The organism is Sphingomonas sp., assembly GCF_050725575.1.
Taxonomy (GTDB): Bacteria; Pseudomonadota; Alphaproteobacteria; order Sphingomonadales; family Sphingomonadaceae; genus Sphingomonas.
Window position 1 is genome coordinate 149,545 of sequence record NZ_JBOHHW010000003.1, and the last position, 16,668, is coordinate 166,212.

The 16,668-nt window shown below is 64.2% G+C and carries 15 protein-coding genes; 10 read left to right on the forward strand and 5 right to left on the reverse strand.

Going from position 1 to position 16,668, the window contains the following annotated elements; genetic code table 11:
* Window position 1: 1 nt before the first annotated feature.
* Window positions 2-538: a hypothetical protein gene (locus ACRECS_RS03420; protein ID WP_431581549.1), complete on the reverse strand. Its 537-nt coding sequence runs from the start codon at window positions 536-538 to the stop codon at window positions 2-4.
* A complete protein-coding gene (locus ACRECS_RS03425) occupies window positions 538-1,719 on the reverse strand; it encodes a bifunctional 2-C-methyl-D-erythritol 4-phosphate cytidylyltransferase/2-C-methyl-D-erythritol 2,4-cyclodiphosphate synthase (RefSeq protein ID WP_431581550.1) in 1,182 nt (393 codons plus the stop codon). Before ACRECS_RS03425 ends, ACRECS_RS03420 begins: the two co-directional genes overlap by 1 nt.
* 215 nt (window positions 1,720-1,934) lie before the next feature.
* On the opposite strand from ACRECS_RS03425, the gene ACRECS_RS03430 reads away from it, so the two are divergent.
* From ACRECS_RS03430 to ACRECS_RS03475, 10 genes are all read left to right on the forward strand, one after another.
* Window positions 1,935-3,227 carry a hypothetical protein gene (locus tag ACRECS_RS03430; RefSeq protein ID WP_431581551.1) on the forward strand — a complete coding sequence of 431 codons (1,293 nt, stop codon included), beginning with the start codon at window positions 1,935-1,937 and terminating at the stop codon, window positions 3,225-3,227.
* A gap of 26 nt (window positions 3,228-3,253) precedes the next feature.
* Window positions 3,254-4,069, forward strand: coding sequence for an APH(3')-I family aminoglycoside O-phosphotransferase (locus ACRECS_RS03435; protein ID WP_431581552.1), 816 nt, complete (start codon window positions 3,254-3,256; stop codon window positions 4,067-4,069).
* Window positions 4,070-4,477: 408 nt separating this feature from the next.
* Entirely contained in the window at window positions 4,478-5,500 is a 1,023-nt protein-coding gene (dusB, locus tag ACRECS_RS03440) for a tRNA dihydrouridine synthase DusB (protein WP_431581553.1), read from the forward strand.
* Window positions 5,501-5,504: 4 nt separating this feature from the next.
* Window positions 5,505-6,578 (forward strand): two-component system sensor histidine kinase NtrB, encoded by a 1,074-nt coding sequence (locus ACRECS_RS03445; protein WP_431581554.1) that lies wholly within the window; start codon window positions 5,505-5,507, stop codon window positions 6,576-6,578.
* Window positions 6,575-8,029: a nitrogen regulation protein NR(I) gene (gene ntrC / locus ACRECS_RS03450; protein WP_431581555.1), complete on the forward strand. Its 1,455-nt coding sequence runs from the start codon at window positions 6,575-6,577 to the stop codon at window positions 8,027-8,029. Before ACRECS_RS03445 ends, ntrC begins: the two co-directional genes overlap by 4 nt.
* An 82-nt stretch (window positions 8,030-8,111) precedes the next feature.
* The gene (locus ACRECS_RS03455) at window positions 8,112-10,301 is read left to right on the forward strand and encodes a sensor histidine kinase (RefSeq protein ID WP_431581556.1); all 2,190 of its coding nucleotides are present in this window, start codon (window positions 8,112-8,114) and stop codon (window positions 10,299-10,301) included.
* Between the two features lie 3 nt (window positions 10,302-10,304).
* On the forward strand, window positions 10,305-11,678 hold the full coding sequence (locus ACRECS_RS03460) for a sigma-54-dependent transcriptional regulator (RefSeq protein WP_431581557.1): 1,374 nt from the start codon (window positions 10,305-10,307) through the stop codon (window positions 11,676-11,678).
* Between the two features lie 64 nt (window positions 11,679-11,742).
* Complete coding sequence (gene hfq / locus ACRECS_RS03465; protein ID WP_431581644.1) at window positions 11,743-12,294, forward strand: RNA chaperone Hfq; 552 nt, start codon at window positions 11,743-11,745, stop codon at window positions 12,292-12,294.
* A complete protein-coding gene (gene hflX / locus ACRECS_RS03470) occupies window positions 12,291-13,583 on the forward strand; it encodes a GTPase HflX (RefSeq protein ID WP_431581558.1) in 1,293 nt (430 codons plus the stop codon). The genes hfq and hflX overlap by 4 nt, the downstream gene beginning before the upstream one ends.
* 35 nt (window positions 13,584-13,618) lie before the next feature.
* Window positions 13,619-14,455, forward strand: coding sequence for a metallophosphoesterase (locus tag ACRECS_RS03475; protein WP_431581559.1), 837 nt, complete (start codon window positions 13,619-13,621; stop codon window positions 14,453-14,455).
* Here ACRECS_RS03475 and mazG read toward each other — a convergent pair.
* From mazG to ACRECS_RS03490, 3 genes are read right to left on the reverse strand one after another with little or no spacing between them, the layout of a single operon-like run.
* Window positions 14,452-15,228: a nucleoside triphosphate pyrophosphohydrolase gene (gene mazG, locus ACRECS_RS03480; RefSeq protein WP_431581560.1), complete on the reverse strand. Its 777-nt coding sequence runs from the start codon at window positions 15,226-15,228 to the stop codon at window positions 14,452-14,454. The two genes, ACRECS_RS03475 and mazG, sit on opposite strands and share 4 nt — an antisense overlap.
* A gap of 22 nt (window positions 15,229-15,250) precedes the next feature.
* A complete protein-coding gene (locus ACRECS_RS03485) occupies window positions 15,251-15,889 on the reverse strand; it encodes a retropepsin-like aspartic protease family protein (RefSeq protein ID WP_431581561.1) in 639 nt (212 codons plus the stop codon).
* A complete protein-coding gene (locus ACRECS_RS03490; RefSeq protein ID WP_431581562.1) occupies window positions 15,886-16,662 on the reverse strand; it encodes an MBL fold metallo-hydrolase in 777 nt (258 codons plus the stop codon). The genes ACRECS_RS03485 and ACRECS_RS03490 overlap by 4 nt, the downstream gene beginning before the upstream one ends.
* Between the last annotated feature and the right edge of the window lie 6 nt (window positions 16,663-16,668).

The following is a 16,668-nucleotide window of genomic DNA, read 5'->3' on the forward strand; positions in this document are numbered from 1 at the left end:
GTCAATTCTGGCCCGCAGGGCAGACCGGCAGCTTAGACGTCTCTTTCTTCTCGCCGCCCAATTGAATCAGGGTCACGATCAGCTCGGCGGCATTGCGCGGCGGGAGCGGCGCGATCAGTGTCAGGATCCGGTTGATCTGGGTGCAATCCTTGGGCTTGATGTCCTTGGTGATGACCGGCGCCATCAATGACCCGATCATCGGTTTGAACGTGTCATTCTCCAGCGCCGGTTTCATCTCGTCGCCACCGATCTTCGCCAGTGCGGCCTTTGCCGACGGCCAGGCCGAATCCTGTTCGGCGCGATATTTTTCGATGAACGCGCCGGATGTCTGGCGCAGCAGCGCATCGGCCGGCAGCATGGTCGTGCATGTCTCGCCGACCGCCTTGATCGCGTCGGGGGCAATGAACAGCACCAGCCCCGATGCCTCCGCCGGCGTCACGCAGGGCTTGGCTGCGGCTTCAGCCGCCTGAACGCTGGTCGCGCCCATCCCGGCCCATAGCGCAATGGCTACCGTCAGTCCGATCCGCCGCTTCGTCATTATGCGTCCCCCATGATCCTGATCGTTGCAATTGCCTGCGCGGCGATTCCCTCGCCGCGTCCGGTGAAGCCGAGCCGCTCCGTGGTTGTCGCCTTGATGCTAATCTGGCCGGGAGCGAGCCGCAACAGCGTCGCGACCCGGTCGCGCATCGCCGCGCGGTGCGGGCCGATCTTCGGTGCCTCGCAGATGATCGTCAGGTCGACGAAATCGATGATCCCGCCGCGCGCGCGGATCAGCGATGCGGCGTGTTCGAGGAACTGCGCCGAGTCCGCGCCGCGCCATTGCGGGTCGCTGGGCGGGAAATGCGTGCCGATATCGCCCTCGGCGATCGTGCCAAGCAACGCGTCGGTAATGGCGTGGAGGGCGACATCGGCGTCGCTATGCCCCGACAATCCCTTGTCGTGCGGGATCAGCACGCCACCGAGCCACAATTCCTCACCCTCGGCCAGGCGGTGAACGTCATACCCCGTGGCGCTACGCACCCGCATCGTCGCGGCATGGCGCGCTTCGGCCGCCGCGAAATCGGCGGGATAGGTGACCTTTTCAAGCATCGCATCGCCTTCGACCAAAGCCACGGTTCCTCCTGCCTTGCGTACCATTTGCGCATCGTCGGTCGGTTCGTCGCCGACCCAGCCACGATGCACGGCAAGCACGGCATCGAAGCGAAACGCTTGCGGCGTCTGGATCCGGAACAACCCATCGCGCGACACGCCGGCGCCGAGCACTTCCATGCCGCGCGCGAGCGTATCGGCAACCGGGAGGGCGGGCACCGCGCCCACATCCTCGTCGAGCGCGGCAAGCAGTCGATCGATCACCTGCATCGGCAGGAAAGGTCGCGCGGCATCATGGATCAGCACCCGGACCGGCGCATCCCCGGCAAGGCGCTCCAGTCCGGCCAGCACCGACAACCGCCGCGTCGCGCCGCCGGTAACGCGCTCGACCGGGCCAAGGGCTGCGTCGAGTGCGGCATCCTGTCCCTCGCCAATCACCACGATCACCCGGTCGATCGCGGGGTGCGTGGCCAAAGCAGCGTATGAATGTGCGATCATCGGCTTGCCCGCGAGCGGGACAAATTGCTTCGGCAAGCCGCCGCCGCTGCGCAGTCCCTGTCCGGCTGCGACGATCAGCGCGGCGGTACGGGGAAGAGCAGGGTGGGGGGAAGTGGGGCTGGGCGCCGTCATGCCCGCTCGCCTAGCCCAAGCCTGACCGCCTCGCCACCCGCTATTCCGCTCGGTATCGACCAGTTCGATCGGTTATGGGGCATACCGATGATGCCGGGAGTGCAGGATCGGCTTTGCTGATCATGCACCTTGTCCGACAGATTGTTTCCAGTCTCTGGTGTCGCTCAGCCAACGGTGTCACGGATCGCGGCAACAGCATATCAAGGGTCAGGTCGATGAAGATGCTCCGGAAGCTTATTGCCGCAGGGATATTGGCCTTGCCCGCACCATCTTTTGCCTCCCCGCCGATGTCGCACGAAACCATCCAGATTATCGCCGCCGCGTTGCCCGAATGCACCGGCGGTTGGATTGAGCCGGGGAAGCGCGGTCGCGTTTATCCGATGGATCTGGCGCCCCGGCTTTCGTTGCTTTCAGGTCCGTCCAGCGCGTTGGATCAACGTGCTGGCGAGGATCTCTATCAAATCGCCAAAGGCCTTCTGGCTCCCGCCACGGGAGTCCATGATCGAATGATGGATGGCGATGCCAGCTTGACCTGCCCCGCGCACGCCAAGGAGGGAGTCGCCTTGATGGAATATCTTGTCGATGAAAAGCCGGATGCATGGCGGGGCTACACAAACGCGTTCGAATGGCTCGGCCTTGCTTATGAAACAGGTGCCGCGGGCGCCAAAAATGCACCAAAGGCGCAACGTTACTATCTCCGCTTTCGCATGCATGCCGGGGGTGGGTCAGAGGCGCGTTGGTCTGACGGGGTCGATAACAATTTTCTGGGTAACGTCGAACGCGCGGGCTTGAGGCCATATCTTGACGCGCTGGCCCAAAGCGATCGCGGTAGCGGCGGTGCAGCGCGATTGGCGCTGGCGGAAGCGGCCCTGCCAACCGACCCTTTGACTGCGCGGAAATGGCTGCGTTACCTTGATGACCGCCCCCTCGATCGACTGCTCGAACTTGAGCAGCAAAAGCGGGTCCCGAGTGTCGCGAATGGCGAGGAAATCGCATTCTGGGCAGAAGCCTCCCGTACGCTTTTTGGATATCGCAAATATGCGGCGCGATTGCTCAAAGCGGTGCAGGATGTGAATGGGGGTGTCATTCCCACCTCGCCCCGGCGTCCCTCAATTGATTTGCTGCGCCCCCACCTCGATATGGCTGCGGTCGCCGACACGGACGCAACGCGTGATCCCGTTCCAGCTCGCGCCCTGGTGACACCGGAAGGGAGGGCAATTTATATCGAGGCTTGTAGCACGCGGCCTGCACAGTCAGCGCCGCTCGACGTTTTCAACGTTCAACTGAATGTTGCGCGCGTCTACAGTGTCAGAAATATAGCTAACTTGCCGAAGCTACCGATCGCGACGATAGGCGGCAGGCCGGCTTATGGCTGGGTCATCTTGCCCGCCGTCCATTTCACACGGCCTGACAATGGAAAGCTCGATATCCGCTTTGTGGATCTCCCGACCGAACGCTGTGCCTATTCCAGCATCGCTGATGCGCCGCCGCCGCCAGTCGCACCGTGACCGCGACACGAGATGGTAATGGATAGATGAGCGACATCGAACGAGAAGAGGCCTGCGCTGCTCCCGTCGTTCCGGCAAGCCTGTCTGACGAGGTGGCGGGGTATCAATGGGCCCGCGACATGGTCGGAGAATCCGGCAGCTCGGTCTACCGCCTGCATGGCCGGGCCGGTGCACCTGACCTGTTCCTCAAACATGGCAGGGATGGTTTTGCCGAGGATATATCCGACGAGATGGCAAGGCTGCGCTGGCTGGCCGGCTACATACCTGTTCCCGCCCTCAAGCACTTCATGCGCACACCCGATCAGGCATGGCTGTTGATGACGGCAATGCCTGGAAAATCGGCCTATCAGCTTCTGGAGGCAAATCCCGAAGCCCGTCCCGCCATCATTGACGCCGCAGCGGCATTTCTGCGCCGGCTGCACGCCATCCCGCTGAGCGAATGCCCCTTCAACGGCGATCACGCCTACAGGCTTGGCCGCGCACGCAAGCGCATCGACGCGGCCCTGGTCGATGTCGATGACTTCGATGATGAACGCGAAGGCTGGACGGCTGAGCAGGTCTGGGAAGCGATGCACGGCCTTTTGCCGCTTACCCCTGACCCGGTGGTGACGCATGGCGACTTTTCGCTCGATAATCTCCTTATTCATGAGGGCAGGGTCGTCGGGTGCATCGACGTTGGGCGGGTCGGTATCGCCGACCGCTATCAGGACCTGGCCATAATCTGGAACTGCCTTGGCGAGTTTGGCGCCCCCCTGCAGGAACGGCTTTTCCGGCAATATGGCATTGCCGATCCGGATCAGCGGAAGCTGCAATTCCATTTGATGCTGGATGAGTTTTTCTGATCGCCAGAATTTCCCGCGCTCATCTGATTCAACCACGGCCCCGACCGTGGCAGGCATCGTTTCATGAACGCCGCCATCCTTGAACCAGACTTGTCGCCCCGGTTGAATCGGCGCTCCCTGTTATATCGCGCCGCGCTCCCTGTTCCGGGCGTCACCGCTCCCTGTTCCGCGCCCTCATTCTCCCTGTTCTTGAATAACAGGGAGAATGGCATTCAACTTACTGATATCGCGATAGATTTTATCCAACAAAATGGCCGGAATCGCTGCAAAAAATATACCGCTCCCTGTTATTCTCCCTGTTATCGCCCAATAACAGGGAGCGGATACGGGCGTCGTCGTCCGTTTCGAGCATCGCTCATCTTGCCATTGCGGCCCATCTCGCGTACTGCCTGTTTTTCAGGCACATTCATGAAAACCCTATCCCCCATCCAGATCGGGCCCGTCCGGATCGAACGCCCCGTTGTGCTCGCGCCGATGACCGGTGTGACCGACATGCCGTTCCGCAAGCTCGTGCGCCGCTATGGCTCCGGGCTCAACGTGACCGAGATGGTCGCCAGTCAGGCGGCGATCCGCGAGACGCGCCAGTCGCGGCAAAAGGCCGCCTGGGATCCGATCGAGGATCCGGTGTCGATGCAGCTGGTCGGCTGCACGCCCTATGAGATGGGTGAGGCGGCCAAGCTGAGCGAGGATCGCGGCGCGGCGATCATCGACATCAACATGGGCTGCCCGGTGCGCAAGGTGACCAATGGCGATGCCGGGTCCGCGCTGATGCGCGATCTCGACAATGCCGGTGCGATCATCAAGGGCGTGGTCGAGGCGGTCAGCGTGCCGGTGACGCTGAAGATGCGCATGGGCTGGTGCCACGACAGCCTCAACGCGCCCGAACTCGCGCGCATTGCCCAGGACCTCGGCGTCAAGCTGATCGCGGTCCATGGCCGTACCCGCAACCAGATGTACAAGGGCAATGCCGACTGGGCGTTCATCCGCCGTGTCAAGGACGCGGTCAGCGTGCCGGTGATCGCCAATGGCGATATCTGCTCGATTGAGGACGCTGAGGCTGCGCTGGAGCAATCGGGCGCCGATGGCGTCATGATTGGTCGCGGCGCCTATGGCCGGCCCTGGCTGCTCGCCCAGGTGATGGAATGGTTCGCCAGCGGCCAGCGCGTCCCCGATCCCACAATCGACGAACAATATAACGTAATTGCAGAGCATTATGACGAAATGCTCGCGCACTATGGTAATGAAACCGGCGTCAATATGGCACGCAAGCATATCGGCTGGTACACGCGCGGCCTGCACGGCTCGGCCGAGTTCCGCAATCGCGTGAACCAGATCGCCGATCCGAAAACGGTCCAGGCAATGCTTGCCGAATTCTACGCGCCGCAATGTGAACAGTCGCGGGATCAGGCACCGGAAGCGGTCGCGGCGTGACGTCATGACCGCACCGGATGCTGCCGCCGGTCCGGAATTCGCGCATCTCTTTGCGGCATTGCCGGTGGCAGTCCTGGTGATCGACCCCGCCGGCTGCATCGCGCACGCCAATGCCGAGTGCGAAACCCTGCTCAACCTGTCCGAGCGCGCGATGGTCGGCCAGCCGGTCGAGGCGATCCTGCAATCGCCACGCGACGACAATGGCCGCGACAGCCATGGCTTCGCGGCGTTCGATACCGAGATCGATACCGCGCGGGGCGGGCGGGTGCGGGTCGACTTCATCGAGGGGCTGGTGGCCGATCATCCCGGCTGGCGGACTATCACGCTGCACCATGCTGCGGCCTCGCGCCGCATGGGCCATAGCGCCGATCGCGCCGCCGCGGCACGCGCCGCGGTCGGCGCCGCGGCAATGCTGGCGCATGAGATCAAGAACCCGCTGTCCGGCATCCGCGGTGCCGCGCAATTGCTCGCCACCGGCGGGGAGGGGGCGGATGAGCTCACCACGCTGATCACCACCGAGGTCGACCGTATCGCCGCGCTGATCGACCGGATGCAGGACTTCACCGACACCAGGCCGCTCAATCCGGTGCCGGAAAACATCTATCCGCTGCTCGACCATGCCCGCCGCGTGGCGCTGGCCGGGTTTGCGCGTGATGTCTTGATCGAGGAGCGCTTCGATCCGTCGCTGCCGCCCGCTTTGGTCGACCGCGACGCCTTGCTCCAGGTGATCCTCAACCTGCTCAAGAACGCCTCCGAGGCGATGATCCAGCAGGCCGATGCGCGCATCACGCTTGCCACCGCTTATCGTCACGGCATGGCGGTCAGCGCCGCGCCGGGCCGGCCGCGCCAGCCATTGCCGATCGAGATCTGCGTGATCGACAATGGTCCCGGTGCGCCCGCCGACATTGCCGAGCATCTGTTCGACCCGTTCATCTCCGGCAAGCCGGAGGGGCAGGGGCTTGGCCTCGCCCTGGTCGACAAGCTGGTGCGCGACATGGGCGGGATCGTCCAGTACGCCCGCGAAGGCATGCCCGAGGCCACCGTTTTCCGTATCCTGTTACCGAGAGGAGCTTCATGACCGCCAGCGGCACCATCCTGGTCGTCGATGACGATGCCGCGATCCGCACCGTGGTGGCGCAGTCGCTGCGTCGCGCGGGGCACAATGTCACCACCGCGGCGACCCTGGCCGAGCTGGACGTGCAACTCGCGATCCGCTTGCCCGATGTGGTGATCTCGGACGTCGTGCTGCCCGACGGCAATGGCCTGGACCGGGTCGCGCGGCTGACCGCCGAGCATCCGTCGCTCCCGGTCATCGTCCTGTCGGCACAGAACACGCTGAGCACCGCGGTCCGCGCGACTGAGGTCGGCGCCTATGACTATCTTCCCAAGCCGTTCGATCTCGACGCCCTGTCGCGCGCGGTGCAGGGCGCATTGGCGCGCCGCCAGGGGGCGCCGCTCGAAGCGATCGACGAGGACGACAACACGCTGCCGCTGATCGGCCGCTCGCCGGCGATGCAGGATGTCTACCGCGTCATCGCCCGCGTCGTGTCGAATGACCTGACGGTGCTGATCTCGGGCGAATCCGGCACCGGCAAGGAACTGGTGGCGCGCGCGATCCATGATCTCGGCACGCGCCGCCGCTCGCCGTTTGTCGCGATCAACATGGCGGCAATCCCGCGCGAGCTGATCGAGGCCGAACTGTTCGGCCATGAACGCGGCGCTTTCACCGGCGCACAGGCGCGCTCGGCCGGGCGGTTCGAGCAGGCCGCGGGCGGCACGCTGTTCCTCGACGAGATCGGCGACATGCCGATGGAGGCGCAAACGCGCCTGCTCCGCGTGCTGCAATCGGGCGAGTTCACCACGGTCGGCGGGGCGCGCACGATTCGCGCCGATGTGCGCATCGTCGCCGCAACCAATCGCGACCTGGCGCAGCTGGTCGGTGGCGGGCAGTTCCGCGAGGATCTGTTCTATCGCCTCAACGTCGTGCCGGTGACTCTGCCGGCACTGCGCGCGCGGCGGCAGGACGTCGCCTTGCTTGCACGCCATTTCCTCGACAAGGCGGCGGAAAGCGGCCTGCCGCGCAAGCAGCTCGCCCCCGCCGCGATCGTCGCGCTCGAGAATTACGACTGGCCGGGCAATGTCCGCGAGCTTGAGAACATCATGCGGCGCATGGCTGTGCTCAGCCGTGACGAACGGATCGACGCCGATGAGGTGCGGGCGATGCTTGGTGCCGCCGCGACCGCGCCGACCATCTTCGAAGGCGATCCCGGCATTGAGGCGGCGGTGCGGTCGCGAATCGAGCGGCTGGCGCGCGAAGAGCCGGCGGCGCTCGACAACGGGTCGCTCTATGATCGCATCATCGGCGAGGTCGAACGGCCGCTGATCGAAGCGATGCTTGCCCGGCATGGCCAGAATCAGCTCCGCGCCGCGCGGGCGCTGGGAATCAATCGCAACACGTTGAGAAAACGGCTCGACCTGCTCGGCATCGATCCGGGGGCGGGGCGCTCGGCTGAGGCTGAGGCGCGTTGAAAGGTTGAATTCTGTGTTCTAATTGCCACGGTATCGTTGTATCAAAGACACGATGCACGCCGGATTGGCTCCTTCGACTGAGATGAAAACGCAGAGCCGCCGGTTCAGTGTCACGCCGTTTGTCGAGCTGCTCGTATTGGGCGTGGCGATCGCGATCGCGGTGGGCACCTATTTCGTCGTGACCGGCGGCGAGGCGCCGCAACGCTCGCTCACCCCAACGATCATCGCCCTGTTGCTGGTCGCGAACCTGCTGCCCGGCATCGCGCTGATGGTGCTGCTCGGCCGCCGGGTGGCGATGCGGCGCGCGGCACGGTCGCCGCTGGGCGGGCGCGGGCGGCTCCACGTCCAGCTCGTGGCGATGTTCTCGATGGTCGCCGCCGTTCCCACGCTGCTCGTGGTGATTTTCGCGTCGCTGCTGTTTCAATATGGCGTGGAATTCTGGTCGTCGGATCGGGCGCGCGGCATGCTCGAGAATGCCAGCACGCTCGTGCGCGAGAACTATCAGCGCGAGCTGAACCGGGTCGCGGACCAGACCAAGGCGATGAGCGGCGATCTGGCCGCCGACCTGCGCCAGTTGCCGATCGAAAGCCGCAGATTCGGCGAATTGCTGTTTCTCCAGACCTTCAATCGCGAATTGTCGGAAGCGGTGATCCTGCGCCGGAACGAGAAGGATCCGCTCGCCGTCCTCAACCCCTATGGCCGGCCGCTGACCAATATCGTCACCACGCAAATGATGGACGATATCGATCGCGGTGCGCCCTATGTGACGGTCCAGAACAAGGACCGGGCCGGCGCGATCGTCGCACTGGACTATGGCAGCCACACCTATCTCTACACCGCCAGGGTGTTCGACGAGCAGCTGGCGGGGCAGCTCAAGCGCGGCGACGCCATCCTGGCCGATTATCGCGTACTGCAGTCGCGGTCCCGGGCGCTGCAATTGCGCTTCAATGCCGCGCTGCTGGGGATCTCGCTGCTGATCGTCGGTATCGCGGTTTGGATCGCGCTCGCCGTGGCCGACCGGCTGGTGCGCCCGGTCGGTGAACTGGTCGCGGCCGCGCGCCGGGTCAGCGACGGCGACCTGACCGCACGCGTTTCCGCGCCGAAGACCGAGGACGAAGTCGGCACGCTCGCCAATGCCTTCAACCAGATGACGGTACGTCTGGAGGAGCAGACCGGTGCCCTCGAAAGTCGCCGCGCGCTGATCGAGGCGGTGATGTCCGGCGTGTCAGCCGGCGTTGTCTCGGTTGCAGGAGACGGGACGATCCGCCTGATCAACCGCTCCGCCACCGAATTCCTCAACACCGGGGACAGCAATCCGGTCGGGCGCGCGCTTGGCGACGTATCGCCCGAACTGGCCGCGCTGATCGGCAGCGACGCACGCGATGCGATCGTCGAGATCGATGCCGGCGGCGAGGCCAAGACGCTCGCGGTCAAGATCGCGCGATCCGAGGACGGGCCGATCCTGACCTTCGATGACATCACTCAGCAATTGCTCGACCAGCGCCGCGCCGCCTGGTCCGATGTCGCGCGTCGCATCGCGCATGAGATCAAGAACCCGCTGACCCCGATCCAGCTTGCCGCCGAGCGCCTCCAGCGCCGTTACGGCAAGCAGATCGCCAGCGATGACGGCACCTTTGCCCGCCTGACCGAGACGATCGTGCGCCAGGTCGGCGACCTGCGCCGCATGGTCGACGAATTCTCGTCCTTCGCGCGGATGCCCAAACCGCTGTTCCGCAACGAGCTGATCGGCGACATCGCCAAACAGGCGCTGTTCCTGCACGAGGTCGCACATCCTGCGATCCGCTTCGCGCTGACCAATGACGATCCCGGGCTCGAACTGGTCTGCGATCGCCGCCAGATCGGCCAGGCGCTGACCAATATCGTCAAGAACGCGGTCGAGGCGATCGAGGCGGTCGACGGCGAGGGGGCGGGGCAGATCACCATGACGGTCGGTCGGGACAATGACCGGACGGTCCGCATCACCGTGGCCGATAATGGCGTGGGCCTGCCCGCCGGACGCGACCGCATCGTCGAGCCCTATATGACGACGCGTGCCCGTGGCACCGGTCTCGGTCTCGCGATCGTCAAGAAGATCGTCGAGGAGCATTGCGGCACCATCGCTTTCGGCGACCGGGAGGGCGGGGGCACGCTCGTCATCATGACCTTCGACGCTGCCGCACTCGCGGCGATGGACATCGGCAGCGGCGCGGATGCCGGTGCCGCCGGCAGCGAGGATCGCCGCCCCACCGAACTCACACGAAATCGGACCTGACCCATGGCACTCGATATCCTCATCGTCGACGACGAACGCGACATTCGCGAACTCGTCTCCGGCGTGCTCGAAGACGAAGGTTATGAAACGCGCAGCGCCGCGGACAGCGATGCGGCGCTGGAGGCGATCGCCGCGCGCCGCCCGTCGCTCGTGCTGCTCGACGTGTGGTTGCAGGGATCGCGGCTCGACGGGCTGGAATTGCTTGACGAGCTGAAGCGCCGCGACCCGTCGATCCCGGTGCTGGTCATTTCCGGCCATGGCAATCTCGACACCGCGGTCGCCGCGATCCGCCGCGGCGCCGCCGATTTCATCGAAAAGCCGTTCGAGGCCGAACGGCTGCTGCTGATGGTCGCCCGCGCGACCGAGACTGAGCGTCTGCGCCGCGAAGTGGCGTCACTGCGTGCGAGCGCCGGGCGCGACAATGATCTCACCGGTAACTCCACCGCGATCAACGGCGTCCGCGCGACGCTGAAACGCGTCGCTTCGACCGGCAGCCGGGTGCTGGTGATGGGCGCGGCCGGCGTCGGCAAGGAAGTCGCCGCGCGCCTGCTCCACGGCTGGAGCCAGCGCGCCGATGCGCCGTTCGTCATCGTCAGCGCGGCACGCATGACTCCGGAACGGGTCGAGGAGGAATTGTTCGGCGCAGAGGATAGCGGCGACATCGTTCGCCCCGGCCTGCTCGAACAGGCGCATGGCGGCACCCTGTTCCTGGATGAGATCGCCGACATGCCGATCGCCACCCAGGCCCGGATCCTGCGCGTCCTGACCGACCAGAGCTTCACCCGCGTCGGCGGCCAGCGCGTCGTCAAGGTCGATGTCCGTGTCGTCTCGGCAACGTCGCGCGACCTGATGACCGAGATCACCGAGGGACGGTTCCGCGAGGACCTGTATTACCGGCTCAACGTCGTGCCCGTGCTGATCCCCGGCCTGAGCGAGCGGCGCGAGGACATTCCCGCGCTGGTCAATCATTTCATGGCGCATTACGCCTCGGAACGCCGCGTCCCTACGCCGGAAATCGCGCCCGATGCGATGGTTGCGCTGCAATCCTATGAATGGCCCGGCAATGTCCGCCAGCTGCGCAACGTGGTCGAGCGCACGATCATCCTCGCCCCGGGCGACCGGATCGGGCGGATCGATCTCGACCTGCTGCCCGCCGAGGTGCTGGGCGAGCCAGGCGATATGGGCGGCGGCACCAACGCGATCATGGGATCACCGCTGCGCGAAGCGCGCGAGACCTTCGAACGCGAATATCTGCGCGTCCAGATCCGCCGCTTCTCCGGCAATATCTCGCGCACCGCGCACTTCATCGGCATGGAACGGTCGGCGCTGCATCGCAAACTCAAGTTGCTCGGCATTACCGAAACACGCGAGGAGTAGATGTGAGGGAGTAGACGCGAGACTGTCGCATCCCTAGATTAGCAACAAGCGCCCGATAGCGCCCATTCCGACGCCGGGAACCGGCGCACAGCGGGAAAACCCGCCAAGAACAAAGGATCGACCGATGGCCGACAAGCAAACCTCTCTTCAGGATCTGTTCCTCAATGCCCTGCGGCGTTCGAAGACGCCCGTGACGATGTTCCTCGTCAAGGGCGTGAAATTGCAGGGAATCGTAACCTGGTTCGACAATTTCTCGGTGCTGTTGCGCCGCGACGGCCAGTCGCAGCTGATCTACAAGCACGCCATTTCGACCATCATGCCCTCGGGCACCGTCGATGTCGCGGCGATCGTCAATGCAGTCGGCGAGGCGCAGAAGCGCGCGCCGCTGCTGCAGGAAATCTTCCTCAATGCGGTGCGCAAGTCGGACGACAATGTGACCATGTTCCTGGTCAATGGCGTCATGCTGCAGGGCCAGATCGCGGCCTTCGACCTGTTTTGCATGCTGCTCCAGCGCGACGGCATGTCGCAGCTGGTCTACAAGCATGCCGTGTCCACCATCCAGCCGGCGAATCCGCTGAATTTGGCTGATGAAACAACGGATAGTGACGAAGGTTGACCACAGGTTTCGAACGTGATCGCGATGAATTCGCGCGTGGTGCCCGTGCCGTTGTCGTGTTTCCCGAACATGGTGCGTCCTCACGCGATGTAGCCGCGCGCCTGGAGGAGACTGCTGGTCTTGCTGCGGCCATCGGCGTCGTCGTGGCCGAGAAAATCTCCTATCGCGTCCGCGGGGCGCGGCCTTCGACTCTGCTCGGCAGCGGCCAGGTCGAGATGCTCGCCCTGGCCGTCCGGATGGAAGAGGCCGAGCTTGTCGTGTTCGACGCGTCGCTGACGCCGGTGCAGCAGCGCAATCTCGAAAAGGAGCTTGGCGCGAAGGTTATCGACCGCACCGGCCTGATCCTCGAGATCTTTGGTGAACGCGCCGCAACCGCCGAAGGGCGATTGCAGGTCGAACTGGCGCATCTCGATTACCAGGCCGGCCGGCTGGTGCGCAGCTGGACTCATCTTGAACGCCAGCGCGGCGGCTTCGGCTTTCTCGGCGGCCCGGGTGAAACCCAGATCGAGGCCGACAGACGCCTGATCCGCGACCGCATGGCGCGGTTGAAGCGCGAGCTCGAACAGGTCAGCCGCACGCGTGGCCTGCACCGCGAACGACGTCAGCGCGCGCCCTGGCCGGTGATTGCGCTGGTTGGTTATACCAATGCCGGAAAATCAACACTTTTCAATCGCTTGACTGGTGCTGACGTCATGGCGGAGGACCTGTTGTTCGCCACGCTCGATCCGACGCTGCGTCAGATCAGTCTGCCCGGGCTCGACAAGGCGATCCTGTCGGACACGGTGGGTTTCGTGTCGGAGCTGCCGACCCAGCTCGTCGCGGCATTCAAGGCGACGCTTGAGGAAGTCATTTCCGCCGATCTGCTGGTGCATGTCCGCGACATCGCGCATCCCGACACCATCGCGCAGCGCGCCGATGTCGAATCGGTGCTGCAGGATATCGGCGTCGCGCCGGAAACGCCGCGGCTCGAGGCGTGGAACAAGCTCGACCTGCTCGACCATGACGAGCGTACCGAATTGCTCGGCGAGGCGGAGCGCCGCGACGATGTCGTTGCGATCTCGGCGCTGAGCGGGGAAGGGGTCGACACGCTGATCCAGACCATCGCCGCGATGCTGACGCAGAATCATCGCCGCTACAGCATCACGCTCGATTCGGCCGATGGCGCCGGCGCGGCCTGGCTGCACGCGCATGGCGAGGTGCTTGGCCAGGATGTCGAGAATGACCAGGCGACCTATGAGGTACGCATGGCGCCACGCGATTACGACCGGTTCAGCCAGCGCGGCGTCTGACTGCCGCCGGATGGCGAACACGCCTATGGCGATGGATGCTTGTGGCTGTCGCGGGCGTATTGGCGCTGATCCTGATTATTGCCGCTATCGGCCTGGCCAATGTTCAGGCCGTACCGATCATACGACGCGCATCGGTGAAGTTGCCCGGCCTGACCGCGGGCTCGTCGCCGATCCAGGTGGCGCTGCTGTCCGACATTCACCTCGGCAATCGTGGCATGGAGCAGGGGCGACTGGCCAATATCGTCGACCAGGTGACCGCGGCTCGCCCGGATCTGATCCTGATCGCCGGCGATTTCGTGACCGGGCATGACGCCGAAGGGATCGAAGCGCGCGCGGCCGGATTGACCGCACCCTTGTCCCGGCTGCGCGCACCGCTCGGCGTGTTCGCGGTGCTCGGCAATCATGATCACTGGACGTCTCCCGCCGCAGTCCGTTCCGCGCTGCAGAAAGCCGGGATCATCATTCTTGAAAATCAGGCCGAACGGCGCGGCCCCTTGGCGATCATCGGCATCGGCGATCGTTTCTCCGGCCATGATGATATCGCCCGCTCGATCGCCGCGGCGCGCCGGGTTGGTGGCGCCCCCATCATCGTCACTCATTCGCCCGACATCGCCTCGACCCTGCCGGCCGGGTTTCCGCTGGTGCTTGCCGGGCATACCCATTGTGGTCAGTTGGTGTTGCCCTGGATCGGCCCGCTGTTGACGCGCGCGCCGCGCGACCATTGGCGGCCGCTCTACACGCTTCGCTATCGCTGCGGGTTGATTAGCGATCCCGGTCGCCTGACGGTCGTCACGGCGGGGCTTGGCTCAGGATCCGCGCCAATCCGCCTCGGCGCGATGCCCGATTGGTGGCTGCTGACGCTGCATTCCTAGAGCCGCTTGACCGCCTGCCACAGGGCTTCCTTCGCGCCGAGACCAAGGCCGGCGAAACCCTCACCGGCCTCAGTTTCCATCGCCTTGAAGCGCGCTTCGAACTTGGCATTGGCGACGCGTAACGCCGCCTCGGGGTCGACACCAAGGTGCCGGGCCCAATTGACCACCGAGAAAAGCAGGTCGCCGACTTCTTCCTCGCGCTGCTCGATCGCGGCTGCATCGATCTCGGCAATCTCCTCGATCACCTTCGCGCGCGGGCCGTCCGCATCGGGCCAGTCGAAACCGGTGCGCGCCGCGCGTTTCTGCAGCTTTTCGGCGCGGAGCAGGGCTGGCAGGCCGATCGCCACGCCGTCCAGCGTGCTGGCTTCGCCTTTTGCGGCGCGTTCATCGGCCTTGATTTGTTCCCACAGATAATGGCCACCTTCGGCCGCATCGCCGAAAATGTGAGGATGGCGGCGTTCCATCTTGTCGCTGATCGTGGTCGCGACATCGCTCAGCGCGAACAGGCCGGCTTCCTCGGCCATGCGGCTGTGGAAGATGACCTGAAGCAACAGATCGCCGAGTTCGTCCTTGAGGTCGGCCATGTCGCCGCGCGCGATCGCATCGGCGACTTCATAGGCTTCCTCAATCGTGTACGGGGCGATCGTCGCGAAATCCTGCGCGCAGTCCCATTCGCAGCCGGTGATCGGATCTCGGAGGCGAGCCATGATCTCGACCAGACGTTCCATCGTCGGCGCGGTCGATACCGCAGGGGAGCCCTGCTCGTGATTCATAATCTAAGTCCGATAATATACATTATGTTAAATCTGTATCTGTGTCAGGGGTTTCCTCGGTCCCCACTGGCTCGAGTATTAGAACACCGTTCTCCACGCGCCAGGACCGCAACCGCGACAGGAAATTCATTCCGATCACATCCACGTCCCCGAATTTGGGCGACACCACTGCCTTGATATCGCGCGCATGCAGCCCGTCGATATCCAGCCGCTTGATCGTTGCGCGCCACGCATCGACCATGCCATTGGCGGTTTGAAGCTGGACCGGTTCGCTGCTCTTGTCGAACTTGACGCTCACGGCGTTGGCAGTTGCTTCCGACAGCGCGACCGTGGTCGCGCCGCTATCGATCATCATCGATCGCGTGACGCCGTTGATCGTCACTCGGGCATAATAATGGCCGTCATCGCTCTGCGCGATGCGGATCGTCTTGCCGTCGGTCTGCTGCTTACCGATACTTGCCCAATGTTCGAAGTCGTTGAACCCGCCGACGATCGCCGATCGGTTGACGACCGCGATATAGATGATGCCGATGATCGCCGCCCAGGCCAGCGCCGATTTGACCGCGAAGCTGAGCGGAATGCGGCGCCCGGCCAGTGAGCTGACTGCCAGCACAAGGCACAATAGCGAGAATATCACGCCAGCGGATTGGCCTTCGGTCATGGGATCAGCTCCAGCCCGTCATAGCCCGGCTCGACTCCGCCAGGCAGTTCACGCAGCAACGTGGCATAATCCATCGAATGGTCCATATGGATCAGCGCCGATCTGGTCGGACGCAAATCCTCGACCCACCCCAGCACGGCCGACAATTCGGGATGCGTCGGGTGCGGAAAGCGTCGCAGGGCATCGACCACCCAAATGTCCAGTTCCTGATATAATGAACGCATATCATGCGTTAAGATATTGAAATCGGTTGCATAGCCGATCGATCGGTTACTGTGATCGAAACGCAATCCGGCCGAACTGATATTGCCATGAGGCTGATCGACCACGCTGATCGCAATATCGCCTATCTCAATCCTGTCAGGCAGGATTTCGCCTTCAACGGTGGGCGGATACCCATCGCGACCGTTAAAGGCATAAGCGAAACGCTCGCTCAGCGCATCAAGCGTCGCCGGCCGCGCCAGCCCACGCACCGGCCGGCCGCGCATGTGATAGAGTTGCCGCAGATCGTCGATGCCATGGCAATGATCGGCATGGTCATGCGTCCAGATCACCGCATCGATATCCGAGACATTGGCGTTGAGCAATTGCTCGCGCATGTCCGGACTGGTGTCGATCAGGATCCGCGTGGTCTCGCTCTCGACGATCGCCGACGCGCGGGTGCGACGGTTGCGCGGTTCGGCCGGATCGCACTCGCCCCAGTCCCCGCCCTTATTGGGGCCGATCCGCGGCACGCCCGATGAAGTGCCCGATCCGAGAATCCGGATCTTCACTGGCCC